This window comes from Candidatus Symbiopectobacterium sp. NZEC151 (assembly GCF_025962655.1).
Classification (GTDB): Bacteria; Pseudomonadota; Gammaproteobacteria; order Enterobacterales; family Enterobacteriaceae; genus Symbiopectobacterium.
Genome location: NZ_JAGFPE010000009.1, coordinates 1 through 19448 on the forward strand (window position 1 = coordinate 1; position 19448 = coordinate 19448).

Genomic DNA, 19448 nt, shown 5'->3' on the forward strand with positions numbered 1-19448 from the left:
ACCGTGGCGCGGGAGGCGTATATTACGCTGCACCGCTGAAAAGTCAACGTTAATTTTTCAATTTCGCGTCTGGCTTTCCGTTTTACTTCTCACCGTTACCACAACCGCGTGTCGCTGTTGCCGTGTCAGTGGAGGCGCAGTATAGGGATTTCTTTCGCCCTGACAAGCGCTAAATGCAAAAAAAATTCCAAGCGCTCATTTTTAACACAACCAGTCAGTATAAAAAAAGCGGCACAACTGTGCCGCCTGGTATTTTTGCCATATATAACAATGCGTTAATTACTGCCTGGCAACAATGTGCTTTTCGTTGCCATCAATATCCAAGGTGACCGGTTTCCCCGGAATCAATTTGCCCGACAGGATTTCCTGGGCCAATGGATTTTCAATCTGCTGCTGGATAGCGCGTTTAAGGGGTCGGGCACCGTAAACCGGGTCAAAACCACTCAGCCCCAATTGCTCCAATGCAGCCTCGGTCATCGTGACCTGATAACCACGCTCTTCCAGTCGTTTGTACAACCGCTGCAACTGAATACGTGCGATGGACATGATGTGCGCCTGGCCCAATGGGTGGAAGACCACGACCTCATCGATACGGTTGATAAATTCCGGCCGGAAACGATGGCTCACCACATCAAGAACCATGTCACGCATGCCAACATAATCCATTTCACCGAAATGTTCCTGAATGAGATCGGAACCAAGGTTGGATGTCATCACGATAACCGTATTACGGAAATCCACCGTTCTGCCTTGCCCGTCCGTCAAACGCCCATCGTCGAGTACCTGCAACAGGATGTTGAATACATCAGGATGGGCTTTTTCAACTTCATCGAGCAGGATCACGGAATAAGGGCGCCGCCGAACCGCTTCGGTGAGGTATCCCCCTTCTTCATACCCCACGTATCCCGGAGGTGCACCGACCAAACGAGACACTGAGTGCTTTTCCATAAATTCAGACATATCGATGCGCACCATGGCGTCATCGCTATCGAACAAGAAGGCCGCCAGCGTTTTACACAGCTCGGTTTTCCCCACCCCGGTCGGCCCCAGGAACAGGAACGATCCGATGGGTCGGTTAGGATCGGAGAGCCCTGCGCGACTGCGACGAATCGAGTTCGCCACGGCAGTGACAGCCTCATCTTGCCCTATAACGCGCTGATGAAGCTGTTGCTCCATACGCAGCAGCTTGTCTCGTTCACTTTCCAGCATGCGCGCGACGGGGATTCCCGTCCATCTTGCTAGCACTTCGGCAATTTCGGCATCGGTCACTTTGTTGCGTAACAGGTGCATGGTTTTGCCTTCCGCCTGCGTCGCCGCCGCTAGCTGTTTTTCAAGCTCGGGCAAGCGCCCATACTGCAACTCGGACATACGCGCGAGATCGCCCTGACGGCGCGCCTGCTCCAGCTCGATTTTCGCTTGTTCCAATGCGGCCTTGATATTTTGCGTACCGCTGAGAGACGCTTTCTCTGCTTTCCACTCTTCTTCAAGTTTGGAGTAGTCGCGCTCTTTCTGTTCAAGCTCTTCGTTCAGCAGAGACAACCGCTTTTGACTGGCCTCATCGGACTCTTTTTTCAGCGCCTGCTGTTCCAGTTTTAACTGAATGATACGCCGGTCCAGACGATCCAGAGATTCCGGTTTCGAATCCATCTGCATACGAATGCTTGATGCCGCTTCATCAATCAGGTCAATGGCTTTATCCGGCAGTTGCCTGTCAGCAATGTAGCGGTGCGACAGCATGGCCGCCGCCACAATCGCCGGGTCAGTGATCTGCACGTGGTGGTGCAATTCATAACGTTCTTTAAGCCCACGCAGAATCGCAATCGTGTCTTCAACATTGGGTTCCGCCACAAACACCTTTTGGAATCGGCGTTCCAGCGCAGCGTCTTTCTCAATGTATTGCCGGTATTCGTCCAGCGTGGTCGCGCCAACGCAATGCAACTCGCCGCGCGCCAATGCGGGCTTCAGCATGTTACCCGCATCCATTGCACCGTCCGCTTTGCCCGCGCCAACCATGGTATGCAACTCATCGATAAACAGGATGACGCTGCCTTCCTGTTTTGCCAGATCGTTCAGCACACCTTTCAGGCGCTCTTCGAATTCACCACGGTATTTAGCACCCGCAATCAGTGCCCCCATATCTAACGACAGCACGCGCTTGTGTTTAAGCCCTTCAGGCACTTCGCCGTTGACGATACGCTGCGCTAATCCTTCTACGATTGCCGTTTTCCCGACGCCAGGTTCACCGATCAGCACCGGGTTATTTTTGGTACGGCGTTGCAGCACCTGAATGGTTCTGCGGATCTCTTCATCACGACCAATAACCGGGTCCAATTTGCCCTGTTCAGCGCGTTCGGTTAAATCGATGGTGAATTTTTTAAGCGCTTGTCGCTGATCTTCCGCGTTTTGGTCGTTCACCTGTTCACCACCACGTACCTGATCAATGGCTTTCGAGACGGCTTCTTTGGTTGCCCCTGCACGCGCCAGAAGATCGCTCAACGTGCCGCGAGTATCGAGCGCCGCCAGCAGAAACAGTTCAGAAGAGATAAATGCATCGCCGCGCTTCTGTGCAATCTTGTCGCACAGATTGAGAGTACGGACGAGCTCATTGGAGGGTTGCACATCGCCATCAACGCCCTGCACCTGAGGTAAACGCGTGATGGCCTGTTCAATGTCAGTTTTCAGACGAACAGCGTTTACACCTGCCGTGGTTAACAGCGGGCTGACCGTACCGCCCTCCTGCTGCAACAGCGCACTCATGACGTGTAACGGGTCGATAAATTGATGATCCTTGCCGAGCGCCAGAGATTGCGCATCCGCAAGGGCAAGCTGGAATTTATTGGTAAGACGATCCAGACGCATAACTCCTCCCATACATACTGGTCAAAATTGCTACTGGAGATTAAATGAGGTCATCCCTCAAAATTTCAAGATTATTTTGCCAGTAATAATGAGAAGACTGCAGTTACTTGCCATGGATCGTCTTAATTCAGTAGGTTATATCAGCCAGATTAAACTTGCCATACGACCCGTGGTTCCATCGCGGCGATACGAGAAAAATTTGTCGGCCTGAGTCACAGTACAGGCATCGCCACCAAAAATTTTCGTCACGCCCTGAGCCTGCAAGCGTAAACGAGCCAGTTGGTAGATATCGGCAATAAACTTGTTATCCTTAGCGATAAAAGCGTTTGCTGCAGCGGGGTGCTGTTCAATGAACGCATCACGCACCTCTGGGCCAACCTCAAACGCCTGCGGCCCGATCGCCGGCCCAAACCATGCCATCACGGACGATGTGGGGGCGCGAAAGTGATGCAATGTCGCCTCCAGCACGCCTGAACACAAGCCACGCCAGCCCGCGTGCGCAGCGGCCACTTCATCACCGCTATCCGAGCAAAATAGCACGGGCAAACAGTCTGCCGTCATCACCGCACACACCAGACCGGGTTGGTTGGTGTAGGCGGCATCAGCGGTTAACACGCCTGACGTCGAAGACGACAATGAAACCACCTGTGTTCCATGCACCTGATTTAGCCACTGCGGCATGGCCGGCAAATCAGCCAGCGTGACCAGCCGCTGGCGATTAGCTAACACCGCCTCTGGCCGATCGCCTACGTGCGCACCAAGATTCAACGAATCATAGGGCGTTTGGCTCACGCCTCCCCTTCTCGTGGTACTACAGGCGCGCACAGATTGCGGCGCAGGCCAGTCAGGCAGTATCAGTTCGCTCGTCATCAGCCTCTCATCACCAGTCATATTGATCTTTGAACGCTTCGGCGTCCGCTTTTAATACCTCAATCAAATCAACCATATCTTGTGGGATGGGTGCATGCCACTCCATTTCTATCCCACTGATGGGATGATACAGGCGCAGCATGGTCGCGTGTAACGCCTGGCGATCGAACGTGCGCAGTGCTGTCACCAATTCCTCTGATGCCCCTTTGGGCAGGCGAGGACGGCCGCCATAAAGTTGATCGCCCACCAGCGGGTGATTGATGTGTGCCATGTGAACACGAATCTGGTGCGTGCGACCCGTTTCAAGACGCAGGCGTAGGCGCGTATGGTTGCGAAAATGCTCCATAATGCGGTAATGAGTGACGGCCGGTTTTCCCATGGGATGCACCGACATATGGGTGCGTTTGGTGGGATGGCGGCTCATTGGTTCATTGACCGTGCCTCCCGCCGTCATGCGACCAATCGCAACGGCCTCATACTCACGCGTGATTTCACGCGCCTGAAGCGATTCTACCAGCCGCGTTTGCGCAGGCACGGTTTTCGCCACCACCATCAATCCCGTGGTGTCTTTATCCAGGCGGTGCACGATGCCCGCACGCGGTACGTCACCAATCGCCGGGAAATAGTGCAGCAGCGCATTCAGCACCGTGCCGTCCGGGTTGCCCGCCCCCGGGTGAACCACCAGATCGCGCGGTTTATTGATCACCAGAATGTCTTGATCTTCATAAACGATATCCAGTGCGATATCTTGTGCTTCCCAGCGAACCTCTTCATCGATCAAGGCATCAATCGTAATGGCTTCACCGCCTAACACTTTCTCTTTTGGCTTATTTATCACATTGCCGTTAATCTGTACCCGATCGTCCAGGATCCATTCTTTTATGCGAGAACGTGAATAATCAGGGAACAATTCGGCCAAAGCCTGATCTAACCGTTGACCGAGTTGAGACTCAGCCACCGTTGCGGTGAGTTGTACTTGTTGTGCCATAGTTGCAGCTTCTTCGTTAACGTTGGGTTTTCGCGGCGATGCCGTTTAAAATAATGTACTATTGTAGCTAGTCTTACCCGGGAGCGTAACGGCCAGTCTCCCGGCATAACACTCTGAGGATAATCAAAACGTTATGATGCGTATGAAATATCTGGTGGCTGCAGCCACGTTGAGCCTGGCGCTGGCGGGTTGCTCCGGCAGCTCCAAGGATACGGTTCCAGACAGTCCGCCTTCTGAAATTTATGCTACCGCTCAACAAAAATTGCAGGACGGTAACTTTAAAGCAGCAATCACGCAGTTGGAAGCATTGGATAACCGATATCCTTTCGGGCCTTATTCTCAGCAAGTGCAGCTTGACCTGATTTATGCTTACTACAAATCCGCAGAACTGGCGATGGCGCAAGCCTCCATTGACCGTTTCCTGCGCCTTAACCCGACTCACCCGAGCGTGGACTATGTGCTGTACATGCGTGGTTTAACCAACATGGCTCAGGATGATAGCGCACTTCAGGGATTCTTCGGCGTTGACCGCTCTGACCGCGATCCGCAATATGCACGCGCGGCTTTTCGTGACTTCCGCCAGTTGCTGCAAGCGTATCCTCGCAGCCAGTTTGCCACGGATGCGGGCAAACGTCTGGTATTCCTGAAAGAGCGTTTAGCCAAATACGAACTTTCAGTGGCGGAATACTACACCAAACGCGGTGCCTACGTCGCCGTTGTTAATCGTGTAGAACAAATGATGCGTGATTTCCCGGACACGCAAGCGACGAAAAGAGCGCTACCGTTGATGGAAAATGCTTATCGAGAACTCCGACTGCTGGGTCAGGCGGATAAAGTCGCGAAAATTGTCGAGGCCAATCCCGCTTAACGGGAAAGCAATACGGCCCCCACCCACACGCGCAAACATAAAAAAACGGCAACCTTGATTTGCCGTTTTTTTATTCCAACGCGGGAACAGTACCCAAGCATAACCCCGCCACTGCCCTTGTCTGGACGCTACCGATCCCATTGATAATGCCACCAGTTGCATCAGGTCTCAAGCCTTGTGTCACGCTTCCTCAATGTGCTTCACAAATTGCAACGCGGTGATCCGACCAGCCAAATAAAAGTGATGTAGATCACGATTTTCATCCCATTTACGGCTATGCTGAAGCTATCTAAGTGAGACGGCAAAAGCAGAGAGGTATGTTATATGACGATCAACATTACCAGTAAGCAAATGGAAATCACCCCCGCAATACGTCAGCATGTTGAAGACCGTCTAACCAAGCTGGATAAATGGCAAACTCACCTGATTAACCCACATATTATTTTATCCAAAGAACCGGTGGGTTTTGTTGCCGACGCGACCATTAGCACACCCAATGGTCCCTTGGTCGCCAGCGCCAAGCATGAGGATATGTACGCTGCCATTAATGAGCTGCTCGCCAAACTGGAGCGCCAACTGAACAAGATGCAGCATAAGGGAGAAGCTCGTCGAGCAACGACGGCCGGTGTCAAAGACGCAGATATTGAGTTGTCATAACCGCAACCTTCAGATTACCGTAGCCAACAACGCGCCGTCAGGGCGCGTTTTTGTTTCTGAAGATAAGACCCTTCGCTTTTTAGTTGACAGAACGAAAAGCCAGCAGTTACTTTACAGGGGTACTTTTACCCATGAAAGCGCCAGCGCTTAACAGGAACCCAATGAGCCACACACCGTTTTTCTTCGTATTCTTTTTTACCTTCCCCTGATTGGGAGGCGATTCGTCATATTGAAAGAATACGAAGACGAACCAGAAAGCCTCCTGAACAGGGGGCTTTTTTTATGCACTTATTTATACGCACCGTATGGATAAAATGAGTTTACAGGTAACACAACCATGACAGACAACCCTTTACTGGCCTTACGCGAGCGCATCACCGAGTTGGATTTAAAACTGCTTGAACTGCTTGCCGAACGGCGAGAGTTGGCATTGGAAGTGGCACGCGCGAAGTTACATACGCATCGCCCAATTCGCGACAAAGAACGAGAAAGAGATTTACTGGATAAGCTTATCGAAGCGGCAAAACCCTATCATCTTGATGGGCACTATATTACGCGCCTGTTTCAACTGATTATTGAAGACTCGGTGCTAACGCAGCAGGCGCTGTTGCAGCACCATCTTAACCCTACCGGCTCTCACTCGGCGCGCGTCGCCTTTCTGGGCCCCAAAGGCTCCTACTCCCATCTGGCAGCCCGGCAATACACCGCACGCCACTTTGAGCAGTTGGTTGAGTGTGGCTGCCTGAAGTTTCAGGATATCTTTACGATGGTGGAAACCGGTCAGGCAGACTACGGCGTACTGCCCATTGAGAACACCACGTCAGGTGCAATCAATGACGTGTACGATCTACTGCAACATACCGGTCTGTCGATTGTGGGCGAACTCACCCACCCTATCGATCACTGCATGCTGGTCGCCACCGACACGGATTTGAGCCAAATCACCACCGTCTACAGTCATCCACAGCCCTTCCAACAGTGCAGCCATTTTATCCAGCGCTATCCACAGTGGAAAATCGAGTATTGTGAAAGCACCGCGGCGGCAATGGAAAAAGTAGCATCATTGAATTCACCACACGCCGCCGCGCTGGGCAGCGAGGCCGGTGGATTACTTTATCAACTGCGCGTGCTAGAACATAACCTGGCAAATCAGACCCAAAACACCACCCGCTTTATCGTGTTGGCGCGCAAGCCGATTGATGTTTCAGAGCAAGTGCCAGCCAAAACCACCTTGATTATGGCAACGGGTCAGCAATCGGGGGCATTGGTGGAAGCCCTGCTGGTACTGCGCGAACACAACATCATTATGACAAAACTGGAATCTCGCCCTATTTACGGCAACCCCTGGGAAGAGATGTTTTATATTGATGTGCAGGCTAACCTGCGCGGAGATGGATTACAAAAAGCGCTGAAAGAGTTGTCGGGCATTACACGCTCGCTGAAAGTGCTCGGCTGTTACCCCAGCGAGAACGTCGTCCCGGTTGAGATGCACTGAGTGTAGTGCTCCCGGCCCCATGGCTGGGAGCACCGCTACTGATCTCTAGATGCGGCTGTCGTTAGCCTGTTTCAGCAAGGCGCGACTTTCCACCTGAAAACGCTGGGCGTAATCGCCAAACCAGTGCTCCACTTTCTTGAAGCTGGCGATAAAAGCCGCTTTGTCCTTGCTTTCCAACAGCGCAATCGCCTCGCCAAAACGGGCGTAATAGCGTTTGATCAAGGCCAGATTATTTTCCGATGACATGATGATATCGGCATAAAGCTGTGGGTCTTGCGCGAACAGCCGCCCCACCATCACCAACTCCAACCGGTAAATCGGTGAAGACAACGCCAGCAATTGCTCAAGTTGCACATTCTCTTCCGCCAGATGCAACCCATAGGCAAAAGTGGCAAAGTGACGCAATGCCTGAATAAACATCATATTTTGATCGTGTTCAACCGCGCTGATGCGATGCAGTCGGGCACCCCATACCTGAATTTGCTCCAGCAACCATTGGTAAGCTTCAGGCTGGCGGCCATCGCAATACACCACCACTTGCTTGGCAAGGCTGCCGCTGTCCGGTCCGAACATCGGGTGTAAACCCACGACTGGGCCGGAATGTGCTGCCAACATTGCCTGCAACGGCCCATTTTTCACCGAAGCCAGATCCACCAGAATGCAATCCTCCGGCAGGCGCGGTAACTGCGCAATCACCTGTTCCGTGACGTGAATCGGCACACTAACGATCACCATGCCGGCATCCGCCAACAGGCTCTCGGCCTGCGGCCAATCCTCTTTTTCCAGCAGCCTGACTTCGTAGCCGGACAGACGCAGCATTTTTTCAAACATACGTCCCATCTGCCCGCGCCCACCCACGATGACAACGGGCCGCAGTTGCGGACACAGGGTCTTAAAGCCTTTGTCATTTTCACTGGCGTAGGATTCTCGCATCACCCGGCGCAGAACGTCCTCAATAAGATCCGCGGGCACGTTGAGGGCCTCGGCTTCTTCACGCCGAGAACGCAGCATCGCAGCCTCGCGATCGGGAGCATAGATAGGGAGACCATAGCGGCTTTTCACTTCTCCGACTTCTGCCACTAATGCCAGCCTGCGCGCCAACAAACCAAGCAGCGCCTTATCTACCTCGTCAATCTGATCCCGCAACGCGGTCAGTTCTGCAACCATGTTCTGTTATTCTCCTAACGATGAACGGCGTACCGCCCCTAGCTCCTGATGCACCGATCTCAGCAACGCATCGGTACTTTCCCAATTGATACAGGCATCCGTCACCGACACACCATATTGCATTGCCGAACGCGGTTGCTCCGATGATTGATTGCCTTCATGAATATGACTTTCCAGCATCAGGCCAATAATGGAACGGTTACCGGCTTTAATTTGTTCGACAATCGATGACACCACCTGCGGTTGACGCCGGTAATCTTTGTTCGAGTTGCCATGGCTGCAATCTATCATGAGTGAAGGCGTTAAGCCCGCTGCCTGCATCTGTTTTTCACACTCCGCTACGTCTTGTGCGCTGTAGTTAGGCTGCTTGCCACCACGCAAAATAACATGGCCGTCACTGTTACCCTGGGTTTGCAGCAGGCACACCTGGCCGGTTTGGTTGATACCCACAAAACGGTGTGGCATTGCCGCTGCCTTCATCGCATTAATCGCCGTACCCAGGCTCCCATCGGTGCCGTTCTTGAACCCTACAGGCATCGAAAGGCCTGAGGCCATTTCGCGGTGCGTCTGCGATTCAGTAGTACGCGCACCAATCGCTGACCAACTGAACAGATCGCCCAGATATTGCGGGCTGTTGGGATCCAAGGCTTCAGTCGCCAGAGGCAGACCCATGTTCACCAGGTTCAGCAGCAGCTCACGTGCAATGTGTAAACCCGCTTCCACGTCGAAGGAGCCATCCATGTAAGGATCGTTAATAAGGCCTTTCCAACCGACGGTAGTACGCGGTTTTTCAAAGTAAACACGCATGACGATATACAACCGATCGCTCAATTCATCTGATAGGGTGTGCAAGCGGCGGGCATACTCCAACGCCGCATCCGTGTCGTGAATGGAGCAGGGTCCGCACACCACCAATAAACGGTTATCACGACCGTGGATAATATCGGAAATGGTACGGCGCGCAGTGGCAATGGCCTGCTCCTCTTGCACATTGAGCGGGAATTTTGCTTTAAGCTCATCGGGCGTGATCAGGACTTGTTCATCGGCGATATTGATGTTGTTGAGCGAATCTTTTTGCATGTTCATTTTCCTGGACAGTTCTTGAGTAGCGTAGCGCGCTTTCCGCCGCCACATTGATTCCAAGATACCACAAGATGTAAAGATTTCAATCCATTCAGTGTAAATTTAAAATTACTAATTCCCCCTACCTCTCGTATCTCTCGGTTGCCTCGCCTAGCGCCGGCTTTCCTCGCTTATCTCAATGCAAATAGTGATAGAATCAATGCAACAGGGGGAAAGCATGCTGAGAGCCATCCTAATTGACGACGAGCAACTGGCTCGTGAAGAGTTGTTGCTACTGCTGGATAAAGAAGATGACATTGAGGTGATAGCACAGTGCAGCAACGCGCTGGAAGCGATACCGGTGATTAACCGGCTGCAACCGGATGTGATCTTTCTTGATATCCAGATGCCGAAAATCAGTGGGTTGGAACTGGTTGCCATGCTCGATCCTGACAGCATGCCTTATGTTGTTTTTGTCACCGCCTATGACGAATACGCGGTACGCGCTTTTGAGGAACATGCCTTTGATTATTTGCTCAAGCCGCTAGACAATCAGCGCCTGGCAAAAACCCTCAATCGCCTTCGTCGCGGCACATCCGTAAATAAAAATGTACAACTTATTGCGGAGCCTCAGCTGAGGCATATCCCGTGCCACGGCCACAACCGTATTTTTCTTCTTAAGATTGAAGAAGTGGAATACCTCTGTTCAGAGCTGAGCGGCGTCCATGTAGTAGGGCTCAATCAGTCAGGTTATACCCAGCTATCGCTAAAAACGCTGGAAGAGAAAACGCCTTTTGTACGCTGTCATCGCCAGTACATGGTGAACACGGAACTGCTTCAGGAGATACAGTTGATGGATAACGGTGGTGCGGAAGTCATTACCCACACCGGTAAACATATTCCTGTGAGCCGACGCTATTTAAAAAGCTTGAAAGAGAAGCTGGGTATTGCTTGATACCAACAGAAGCCGCCCTCTGATAAGGATAATGGGATGAGATTCGGATACGTGTTATGCCTGACATTGTTGCTTGCCAGTTGTCAAACCTCTCAGACACCGTCACCGGAAAAGTCCCATTCCCTCTGGTATAACATGGGGCTCAACGATGCCATGGCCGGAAACGTGGTGAAAGACAACGATGCTCTGGTGGAATGGTCTGGCGATACGGCCGTTGAGCGAATTCCCTATTTACGCGGTTATCAGAATGGACAGGCAATATTATGTCATACGGATCAAATGAAAGAATGGGGGAAAACAGGTAAAGACTTTCCCGCCAGTTGTGATGGCGTAGAGAATGCTGAGCAATTAAAAGCAAATTGGTTTAGTGGGGGAAGTCACTAGCTGAGATACACTAAATTATCCGCGATTGTTACCGACCCTTTAATGCAGGAATCTTACCTATTCCACTATAAATTTCTGGAAGTGCCGAATTAGGATTAATTTTATCAATTATCATATTGATGCATTCAGTTGAACTGGAATAATCAGCATCATTTAAATGTTCGATAATGGATTTATACACTTCATATATATCTTTGAACACCGCACCATGTTCCAGATCTAATTTAATATAGCAAACCTCTTTATTATTACCTACATGCTTATTTTTACCGCTGGCCGCACTAAACACATACATCTTTTGGCTTGGCGTAATGACACCTAACACTTTATGCTCACCATGTTCAATAATACCAAGAAAATCCTTCACCTTTGTCATAAAGGCAAATGAATACATTCCTTGCGTAAATATAGTTTTCAGCTCAGCACCAATAGTTTCTTCTTTATAGATCATTGGGTGTGTCGGAGGGTAAATTAACTTCACATTCTCAGCTACTGTCACTATCTCAGCGTCAGCATCCATTTTAGCCTTAATGCATGTTGCTCGTTCGATTAGACTTGGAAATTTATCTGAAAGCTCTAGCTTATTGTTGAGTACATCTACAGTCAACGTTCGCGCTATCTGAGATAGCGTTTTGTTTATATAGACTTTTTTATCTTCTCTTGTACCAATATGCGCCACCCCTGGACGAGTCTCACGCATCACAGTACAGTAACCATTTTTACTGGTCACCTCTTCTGTAAACTCAACTCTTTTCCCATTTCCCAAAGGGATATTAATTTTTTGCATATTTTCATCAATTGCCCCTAACAGCATTTCTGTCATTTTCACATAATCTAATAACGCTGATTCTCTTCTATTCCCCTCAACATACAGGATTAAATAATGGCTTAAACCGAGCGTTATGATCCTCAATATTTTCCTGGCATCCTCACTCAGTGCGACTTTATTTTCTGGTGAGTCTAACCCCCCCTTTAATACACTACATTCTCCAGAAGAGATCGAACTCTCGTACTCATTCAAAAATGCACAATATGTCGATAATGAAGATATTTGGTTAGCCATTTATATGCTCCTATAGATGATGAAAAATCAAAAGTAGCACATAAGTAAAAATACTAACCATGAGGCATTAACCTCAATACTTTCCATCACATACACGAATATAATTACATTGAAAGGACGTACAATAATTAAAAAAATAAAAAAAGGGCTTAGCCATTGGCTAAACCCTTGATAACTAAAAGCTTTTGGATGTCGCGTTAGCGAACTCTTAGTTAAGACGCTCTTTGATACGAGCAGACTTACCAGTGCGCTCACGCAGGTAATACAGTTTAGCCTGGCGTACTGCACCACGACGTTTCACAGTGATGCTGTCAACAACCGGAGAGTGAGTCTGGAATACACGCTCTACGCCTTCGCCGTTAGAAATTTTGCGAACAGTGAATGCAGAGTGCAGACCGCGGTTACGAATAGCGATAACCACGCCCTCGAATGCCTGCAGACGTTTTTTGCTACCTTCAACGACCCATACCTTCACTTCAACGGAATCACCCGGACGAAATGCAGGTACGTCCTGTTTCATCTGCTCTTGTTCAAGCTGCTTAATAATGTTGCTCATAATATGTCTCTTACCCTAGGTAAACTGATACATGGGTACGCGCACCGAAGTGCCACGCCCTAATCCTCTCGTTGCCCGGACTGATGTTCCCGTTGGAACTCAGTCAGCAACGCCGTTTGCTCGTCAGTCAGAGCTAGGCTTTTCAGAAGTTCAGGTCTTCTAAGCCAGGTTCGGCCAAGCGACTGCTTTAATCGCCAGCGACGTATTTCAGCATGGTTTCCCGACAGTAACACTGGGGGAACCTCCACGCCTTCCAGCACTTCAGGACGAGTGAAGTGTGGACAATCCAACAGCCCATCCGCAAAGGAGTCCTCTTCCGCAGAAGATTCATGCCCTAACACGCCAGGAATAAAACGGGATACCGAGTCGATAAGCACCATTGCGGGTAACTCACCACCACTGAGAACGTAATCCCCGATTGACCATTCTTCATCAATTTCGGTTCTGATTACGCGCTCGTCAATCCCTTCATACCGGCCACACACCAGAATCAACTTCTGATGCGTTGCGAGCTGTCGTACGCCCTGTTGATCCAGCTTACGGCCCTGCGGTGACAAATAAATCACCCTGACACCGTCGCCTGCCGCGGCCTTTGCTTCATGAATGGCATCCCGCAAGGGTTGCACCATCATCAGCATACCGGGGCCGCCACCATAAGGGCGATCGTCCACGGTACGATGCCGATCGTAAGTGAAATCACGAGGATTCCAACACGTTACGTTCAACAGGCCATTTTTTACTGCCCGACCAGTGACTCCATAATCAACCACTGCGCGAAACATCTCGGGAAACAGGCTAATCACCCCAATCCACATTTTTTCGTTCCACTCAGTTCGTTCGTTTGATTCAGAGCTCAAAAACTCGGGTCCCAATCTACTTCAATCATTTTCGTAGAAAGATCTACGTGCTTGATAACCTGTCCGGTTAGAAACGGAATCAACCGTTCCTTCGCGCCGAAGGCATCTTTCAGGTTAGCTTTGACCACCAGCACATCGTTAGAACCGGTTTCCATCATATCAATGACTTTTCCCAGCTGATATCCCGCGGATGTGATGACTTCGCAGCCAAAAAGATCCTTCCAGTAATAATCACCTTCCTCCAAATCAGGAAGCTGGGCAGAATCTACAACGATCTCAGCGTTCGTTAATAAATTTGCCGCATCGCGATCATCAACACCTTTTACTTTGATGATCAGATCCTGATTGTGGTGTTTCCAGCTTTCGATCTCGACAATCTGCCAGGATCCCTGAGACTGGATATACCAAGGCTGATAATCAAAAATGCTTTCGGTTTCTTCGGTGGAGGAAAACACTCTGAGCCAACCCCGAATACCATACGTTGACCCCATTTTTCCCATCACGATGGGATTAACAGGGGATGACGGGTTAAGTTGCTTGCTCATTGTCACCACCGCAGCAGATTACGCAGCTTTTTTAGCATCTTTGATCAGCGCAGAAACGCGATCAGAGATAGTTGCACCTTGGCCAACCCAATGTGCAATACGGTCCAGATCCAGACGCAGAGCTTCGGCTTGACCGGCTGCGATCGGGTTGAAGAAACCGACGCGCTCGATGAAACGACCGTCGCGTGCATTGCGGCTGTCAGTCACGACGACTTGATAGAACGGGCGTTTTTTCGCGCCGCCACGTGCCAAACGAATTGTTACCATAACATCCTCTTTAGTTAATAAAACAGCTGGGCCCCATCGAGGAACGGGGCCCAAGTGTCATATAAAAAGCCCGAAAATTTTACTCATTTTGGCGCAAAAAGCAATCTAAAGCGTCAACTTGCGCTGCCAAGAGCAAAAAAATCGCTGTTAACGCCCCGGAAAACCCGGTGGCATCATGCCTTTCATGCTACGCATCATTTTTGCCATACCGCCATTTTTCATCTTTTTCATCATGCGCTGCATGTCGTCAAACTGTTTTAACAAGCGATTGACGTCTTGCACCTGCATGCCTGACCCGGTGGCGATACGACGTTTGCGTGACCCTTTGATGATTTCCGGTTTGGCGCGTTCCTGTTGCGTCATCGAGTTGATGATGGCTTCCATACGCACCAGCACTTTGTCATCCATTTGGGATTTTACGTTGTCCGGCAACTGCCCTACGCCCGGCAACTTGCTCATCATACTGGCCATGCCGCCCATGTTGCGCATCTGCTTAAGCTGATCCAAGAAGTCGGTTAAATCAAAACCGTCACCTTTTTTCAGCTTTTTCGCCAGTTTTTCCGCCTGAGAGCGGTCAACTTTGCTTTCGATATCTTCGATCAGGGAAAGCACATCCCCCATACCGAGAATACGTGATGCAATACGCTCGGGATGGAACGGCTCCAACGCTTCGGTCTTTTCGCCGACGCCGAGGAACTTGATCGGTTTGCCGGTAATATGACGAATTGACAGCGCCGCACCACCGCGCGCATCACCATCAATTTTAGTCAAAATCACACCGGTGAGCGGCAGTGCCTCATTAAAGGCTTTTGCGGTATTGGCCGCATCCTGACCGGTCATGGCATCAACGACAAACAGGGTTTCGACTGGCTTGATAGCCGCATGCACCTGCTTGATTTCGTCCATCATCGCTTCGTCTACGTGCAGACGACCGGCAGTATCCACCAGCAGCACATCGTAAAACTTCAGCTTGGCGTGTTGCAGCGCGCGGTTGACGATATCAAGCGGCTTCTCCTGCACGTCGGAGGGGAAGAAATCCACCTCCACCGTTTGTGCCAGCGTTTCCAACTGTTTGATCGCCGCAGGGCGGTATACGTCCGCAGAAACCACCAGCACTTTTTTCTTGTGCTTTTCACGCAGGAATTTGCCCAGCTTAGCCACGCTGGTGGTTTTACCCGCCCCTTGCAAACCCGCCATCAGCACCACGGCCGGCGGTTGTGCGGCCAGATTCAGGGCTTCGTTGGTCTCTCCCATCGCGGCAACAAGTTCGTTTTTGACGATCTTGATGAATTCCTGGCCCGGCGACAGGCTTTTGTTTACTTCATGCCCGACGGCACTTTCCTTGACCCGATTGATAAAATCACGCACCACAGGGAGCGCCACATCGGCTTCCAGTAAGGCCATGCGCACTTCGCGCAGGGTGTCTTTGATGTTGTCTTCAGTCAACCGTCCGCGGCCACTGATGTTGCGCAATGTGCGCGAGAGTCTGTCAGTTAAGTTATCAAACATTATCTTGTGCTCAACGAATGGCGGGCCGCATACGCGACACCCTGGACAAATATGGCTGATTATACCATGAAAGACGAAACGATTGCTGTGAAGCACGACGATAACCGGTTGGTGCGTGACGAGACAACCGCTATACTGGCACTCCCTATCACTTCACCAGCCGCTCAATGCGTTGATCACTATGCCACTCTTTGCCATTACAGCGTTAGTCGCCTATTCAATCAGTCTGGGACTGATTATTCCTGGCCTATTGCGCAAACAGAGTGCCTACCGTCGGTTGGCGATGATCTCCGCGACAGTGGCCCTGATCTGCCACGCGATTACGCTCTATCACCGTATTTTTGATGTGCAAACCGGGCAAAACCTTAGCCTGCTGAATATCGGCTCGACCATCAGCCTGATGATATGTACCGTGATGACGGTGGTTGCGTCGCGCAATCGCGGCTGGTTTCTGCTGCCTATCGTTTACGCGTTTGCACTTATCAATCTGGCCTTTGCCAGCTTTTTGCCCGGCGAATTTATCACGCATCTGGAAAAGACACCGGGGCTGCTGTTCCATATCGGGCTTGCGTTGTTCTCTTACGCTACCCTGATTATTGCCGCGCTCTATGCGCTGCAATTGGCACTGATCGATTATCTGCTCAAAAACAAAAAGCTGAGCATGGTGTCTGAAATGCCGCCGCTGTTGAGCATCGAACGAAAGATGTTTCATGTCACGCAAATTGGCGTGATCCTGCTGACGATGACGTTGTGTAGCGGGTTGTTTTACATGGAGAACATCATCGAAAACAAAGAGAACCTTCACAAGGCGCTGTTCTCTCTGTTTGCCTGGTTCAACTATATTCTGCTGCTGTGGGGACATTACCACGAAGGGTGGCGCGGACGCCGCGTGGTGTGGTTCAGCATGGTGGGCGCACTGTTACTGACGCTGGCCTACTTCGGCAGCCGTGTTATTCAGCACTTTGTTGCACAGTAATACGCGTCGAGCGTGACGAGAGACGAACAAAAAAAGGCACCTGGTGAAGGGTGCCTTTTTTATTGTTAGATATGCAATTCTGCCAGTTTATCTTTCGGTAACGCCAGATCGTCGTTCTGGTTGACACCAATCGGATGCGCCAGAATATGGCGCGCAATATCCTGCGCCTCTTCCAGAGAGTGCATCTCAAAGGTGCCGCACTGGAACTCGTTCAGCTCAGGGATTTTGCGCTGATCGGTCACTTTGAGCACATCCTCCATCGCCGCGCTCCAGGCACTGGCCACGCGTTGCTCTGCCGGTGTGCCAATCAGGCTCATGTAAAATCCCGTGCGGCAACCCATCGGAGAAATATCGATAATCTCGACGCCATCACCGTTGAGATGGTTGCGCATGAAACCGGCAAACAGGTGCTCCAGCGTATGGATACCGCGCTCCGGCATCACCTCTTTGTTCGGGCGACAGAAACGCAGATCGAACACGGTGATGGTGTCGCCATGAGGGGTTGTCATGGTTTTAGCCACCCGAACCGCGGGTGCGTCCATACGGGTATGGTCTACGGTAAAGCTATCTAATAACGGCATGTTGCCACCTCCTCACAGAAAAAAATGACTTTTTTCATCTTTCCAAGAAACTTTTTGGTTCCCAACGAGTCTGACTCTATGAAAGACGCGCATTTATTATCATCATCCCTATTTCTCAGAGATGTTTTTCGGCCACGGCTCATACCGTGGCCTTTTCTTTATCTACTGTCCACTCAAGCCTGAGTAGCCGCCAGATAGGCCTCGAACGACAGCGTATCTTGCGCTTCCAGCGCGCGCTGTTTTTGCCAGGCGCGTTCACTCTCGGCAACAAACTGTGCCTCCGTCAACACGGCTAAAGGCTCCTGGCTGAGCTGCTCACGATAACGGTCTGCCAGCGTCAAGCCAAGGTTACCGCATCCTTGCGCTTTCAATAGCGGCAATAAGCGCCCAGAGAACGTGTTTTCCGGTTTATCGAACCCGATGCTCAGTTCATCACAAACCTGCTGATAATAGGGCTGTTCATGCTCTCTATCCAGCACTTCTGCCACACGACGCAGATCGCGGAACAACGCATGCCCGACATCGGCCAATGGCTGTTGTCGCGTTTCGCATCCCATGCCGACGGTCAAGCCCGGTTTACGCCCTTCCAGAATAATACGGTTCCAGTTTTTACGGGTACATTGCAGTTCGGCACTGTCCATTTCCGGCGCATCGGCTAGTGCGCACCAGATCAGGAACAGATCGAGGAAACGCACCTGCTCGGCGCTGACACCCGACGGCGTAAAGGGGTTGATATCCAGTGAGCGTACTTCAATATACTCAATGCCGCCGCGCATAAGCGCATCAGAGGGCGTCTCGCCACTGCGTGTGACACGTTTAGGGCGGATCGGCGCATACAGCTCGTTTTCAATCTGCAACACGTTGGTATTGAGCTGCAAGTAGCGATCGCCTTGTTTAACGCCCATCGCGGCATATTCCGCTGACGGCGTCTTGATCGCGCGCTTCAGCGCTGCCACGTAGCCATCCAGCGTGTTAAACGTGATGCCCAGGTTGCTCTGTGATTTATTGGTGTAGCCCAAATCGCTCAAGCGCAACGAGGTCGCGTAAGGAAGATAATAGAGCCCGTTTTCGCCACGTTCAAACGGCAGTGCCGTTTCTCGTCCCTGCAAAAAGGAAGAGCAGATGGCGGGCGATGCGCCAAACAGATAAGGAATCACCCAGCCGAAACGGTAGTAGTTACGGATCAAACGAAAATAGCCAGCAGAGATCTCTTGTTTGCCACTTTCCGCGTCAGTCACGCCCGCACGCGCTTGCCAGAATGCCAGCGGCAGTGAAAAGTTGTAATGCACGCCGGAAATGGTCTGCATCAACGCACCGTAGCGGTTTTTCAACCCTTCACGATAGAGCGTTTTAAACCGACCAATGTTCGATGTGCCGTACTGAGCCAGCTCGATATTCGTCTCATCGGGAATAAAGCACGGCATGCTAAACGGCCACAGCCGTTCAGATCCCATGTTACGCGCGACATAACGGTGAATATCCTGCAAGAATGCCAACAGGTGATCGACATCCTGATCGACTGGCGTAATAAACTCCAATAATGCTTCTGCAAAATCAGTGGTAATCCAGGGGTGGGTTAATGCCGCCCCTAAATTTTCCGGGTGCCCTGTCTGTGCCAAATGTCCATTAGGCTGTACGCGCAACGTTTCGCGTTCAATACCGCGTTGAATCCCCTTCACCGCATCAGGGTGATGTTCAAGCCAGGTCAACGCTTGTGATATATCCGGGATCAAATCGACCTCCCGCTGTTAGATGTAATGATTGTTCGCATAATGAAATCGTATCATCT

Annotated in this window: 20 protein-coding genes and 1 other annotated feature; of the genes, 7 read left to right on the top strand and 13 right to left on the bottom strand. The window is 50.9% G+C overall.

Features of this window, described 5'->3' with window-relative positions; genetic code table 11:
* Positions 1-279 precede the first annotated feature (279 nt).
* The 3 genes from clpB to rluD all read right to left on the bottom strand — a co-directional run bounded on the left by clpB (position 280) and on the right by rluD (position 4717).
* A complete protein-coding gene (gene clpB, locus J5067_RS20910; protein ID WP_264645864.1) occupies positions 280-2859 on the bottom strand; it encodes an ATP-dependent chaperone ClpB in 2580 nt (859 codons plus the stop codon).
* Positions 2860-2994: 135 nt separating this feature from the next.
* Positions 2995-3729 (bottom strand): purine nucleoside phosphorylase YfiH, encoded by a 735-nt coding sequence (gene yfiH / locus J5067_RS20915; RefSeq protein WP_264651927.1) that lies wholly within the window; start codon positions 3727-3729, stop codon positions 2995-2997.
* 10 nt (positions 3730-3739) lie between these two features.
* The gene (gene rluD / locus J5067_RS20920; protein ID WP_264645862.1) at positions 3740-4717 is read right to left on the bottom strand and encodes a 23S rRNA pseudouridine(1911/1915/1917) synthase RluD; all 978 of its coding nucleotides are present in this window, start codon (positions 4715-4717) and stop codon (positions 3740-3742) included.
* A gap of 133 nt (positions 4718-4850) precedes the next feature.
* Between rluD and bamD the strand changes: the two genes are divergently transcribed.
* The 4 genes from bamD (at position 4851) to pheA (ending at position 7737) form a co-directional block, all read left to right on the top strand.
* The gene (gene bamD / locus J5067_RS20925; protein ID WP_264651928.1) at positions 4851-5585 is read left to right on the top strand and encodes an outer membrane protein assembly factor BamD; all 735 of its coding nucleotides are present in this window, start codon (positions 4851-4853) and stop codon (positions 5583-5585) included.
* A 324-nt stretch (positions 5586-5909) separates the two neighbouring features.
* Positions 5910-6242, top strand: a complete 333-nt coding sequence (gene raiA / locus J5067_RS20930; RefSeq protein ID WP_264626123.1) for a ribosome-associated translation inhibitor RaiA — start codon at positions 5910-5912, stop codon at positions 6240-6242.
* 160 nt (positions 6243-6402) lie between these two features.
* Positions 6403-6526: a sequence feature (Phe leader region), on the top strand.
* Positions 6404-6451, top strand: a complete 48-nt coding sequence (pheL, locus tag J5067_RS20935) for a pheA operon leader peptide PheL (RefSeq protein WP_196907589.1) — start codon at positions 6404-6406, stop codon at positions 6449-6451. It overlaps the preceding feature by 48 nt.
* A 53-nt stretch (positions 6527-6579) precedes the next feature.
* On the top strand, positions 6580-7737 hold the full coding sequence (pheA, locus tag J5067_RS20940; RefSeq protein ID WP_264645860.1) for a bifunctional chorismate mutase/prephenate dehydratase: 1158 nt from the start codon (positions 6580-6582) through the stop codon (positions 7735-7737).
* A 45-nt stretch (positions 7738-7782) separates the two neighbouring features.
* Here pheA and tyrA read toward each other — a convergent pair whose 3' ends face one another.
* On the bottom strand, positions 7783-8904 hold the full coding sequence (gene tyrA, locus J5067_RS20945) for a bifunctional chorismate mutase/prephenate dehydrogenase (protein WP_264645859.1): 1122 nt from the start codon (positions 8902-8904) through the stop codon (positions 7783-7785).
* 6 nt (positions 8905-8910) lie between these two features.
* On the bottom strand, positions 8911-9984 hold the full coding sequence (locus tag J5067_RS20950) for a 3-deoxy-7-phosphoheptulonate synthase (protein WP_264645858.1): 1074 nt from the start codon (positions 9982-9984) through the stop codon (positions 8911-8913).
* Positions 9985-10204: 220 nt separating this feature from the next.
* Between J5067_RS20950 and btsR the strand changes: the two genes are divergently transcribed.
* Together btsR and J5067_RS20960 are read left to right on the top strand one after the other, a co-directional pair.
* Positions 10205-10921 carry a two-component system response regulator BtsR gene (btsR, locus tag J5067_RS20955; RefSeq protein WP_264645857.1) on the top strand — a complete coding sequence of 239 codons (717 nt, stop codon included), beginning with the start codon at positions 10205-10207 and terminating at the stop codon, positions 10919-10921.
* Positions 10922-10957: 36 nt separating this feature from the next.
* A complete protein-coding gene (locus tag J5067_RS20960; RefSeq protein ID WP_264651929.1) occupies positions 10958-11305 on the top strand; it encodes a DUF2799 domain-containing protein in 348 nt (115 codons plus the stop codon).
* A gap of 28 nt (positions 11306-11333) precedes the next feature.
* On the opposite strand, the gene J5067_RS20965 is transcribed toward J5067_RS20960, so the two are convergent.
* The 6 genes from J5067_RS20965 to ffh all read right to left on the bottom strand — a co-directional run bounded on the left by J5067_RS20965 (position 11334) and on the right by ffh (position 16102).
* The gene (locus tag J5067_RS20965) at positions 11334-12368 is read right to left on the bottom strand and encodes a hypothetical protein (protein WP_264651930.1); all 1035 of its coding nucleotides are present in this window, start codon (positions 12366-12368) and stop codon (positions 11334-11336) included.
* Positions 12369-12576: 208 nt separating this feature from the next.
* Positions 12577-12924: a 50S ribosomal protein L19 gene (rplS, locus tag J5067_RS20970; RefSeq protein WP_222157879.1), complete on the bottom strand. Its 348-nt coding sequence runs from the start codon at positions 12922-12924 to the stop codon at positions 12577-12579.
* Between the two features lie 59 nt (positions 12925-12983).
* Positions 12984-13739 (bottom strand): tRNA (guanosine(37)-N1)-methyltransferase TrmD, encoded by a 756-nt coding sequence (gene trmD, locus J5067_RS20975; RefSeq protein WP_264645854.1) that lies wholly within the window; start codon positions 13737-13739, stop codon positions 12984-12986.
* A 38-nt stretch (positions 13740-13777) separates the two neighbouring features.
* Positions 13778-14326, bottom strand: a complete 549-nt coding sequence (gene rimM / locus J5067_RS20980; protein ID WP_264645853.1) for a ribosome maturation factor RimM — start codon at positions 14324-14326, stop codon at positions 13778-13780.
* Between the two features lie 18 nt (positions 14327-14344).
* Positions 14345-14593, bottom strand: a complete 249-nt coding sequence (gene rpsP, locus J5067_RS20985; RefSeq protein ID WP_264626132.1) for a 30S ribosomal protein S16 — start codon at positions 14591-14593, stop codon at positions 14345-14347.
* 147 nt (positions 14594-14740) lie between these two features.
* On the bottom strand, positions 14741-16102 hold the full coding sequence (ffh, locus tag J5067_RS20990) for a signal recognition particle protein (protein WP_264645852.1): 1362 nt from the start codon (positions 16100-16102) through the stop codon (positions 14741-14743).
* Between the two features lie 181 nt (positions 16103-16283).
* On the opposite strand from ffh, the gene J5067_RS20995 reads away from it, so the two are divergent.
* The gene (locus J5067_RS20995; protein WP_264645874.1) at positions 16284-17078 is read left to right on the top strand and encodes an inner membrane protein YpjD; all 795 of its coding nucleotides are present in this window, start codon (positions 16284-16286) and stop codon (positions 17076-17078) included.
* 65 nt (positions 17079-17143) lie between these two features.
* Here the strand turns inward: J5067_RS20995 and luxS are convergent, their stop codons facing one another.
* Both luxS and gshA read right to left on the bottom strand, forming a co-directional pair.
* A complete protein-coding gene (gene luxS / locus J5067_RS21000) occupies positions 17144-17659 on the bottom strand; it encodes an S-ribosylhomocysteine lyase (RefSeq protein WP_264651931.1) in 516 nt (171 codons plus the stop codon).
* Positions 17660-17832: 173 nt separating this feature from the next.
* On the bottom strand, positions 17833-19392 hold the full coding sequence (gene gshA, locus J5067_RS21005; protein ID WP_264645850.1) for a glutamate--cysteine ligase: 1560 nt from the start codon (positions 19390-19392) through the stop codon (positions 17833-17835).
* Positions 19393-19448: the final 56 nt, after the last annotated feature.